Source organism: Streptomyces antioxidans (genome assembly GCF_000968685.2).
GTDB classification, from domain to species: Bacteria; Actinomycetota; Actinomycetes; order Streptomycetales; family Streptomycetaceae; genus Streptomyces; species Streptomyces antioxidans.
Window position 1 is genome coordinate 1 of record NZ_LAKD02000177.1, and the last position, 418, is coordinate 418.

1 protein-coding gene is annotated in these 418 nt (G+C 62.9%); it reads right to left on the bottom strand.

Going from position 1 to position 418, the window contains the following annotated elements; translation table 11 throughout:
* Positions 1–418 (bottom strand): polyketide synthase dehydratase domain-containing protein (locus VT50_RS37290; protein ID WP_206269550.1); only part of this gene is annotated, 418 nt, incomplete at both ends.

Consider the following 418-nt stretch of genomic DNA (forward strand, 5'->3'; position numbering starts at 1 on the left):
ATCCCGACCCCCACCCACCACCGCCAACTCCCCCACCGACACCGACCGCACCCTCAACGACTCCACCACACCCACAAACCGCCCATACTCATCCGCCAAATCAACCGCAACCTCATCCACCCCCACCAACCGCACACCCACCCGCAACCGAACAACACCACCACCCACCAACCGCACACCACTCACCGCAAACGGCAACCTCACCCGCTCACCCAAACCCTCACCCTGCCCACCCACCAGCAACAACGCCTGAAACGCCGCATCCAACAACGCCGGATGAACACCAAACCCCCCACCATCAACCCCCTCCGGCAAACACACCTCCGCAAACACCGCATCACCCAACCGCCACGCCACCCGCACCCCCTGAAACAACGGCCCATACTCATAACCCCGACCAGCAAACCCCGCATAAAGC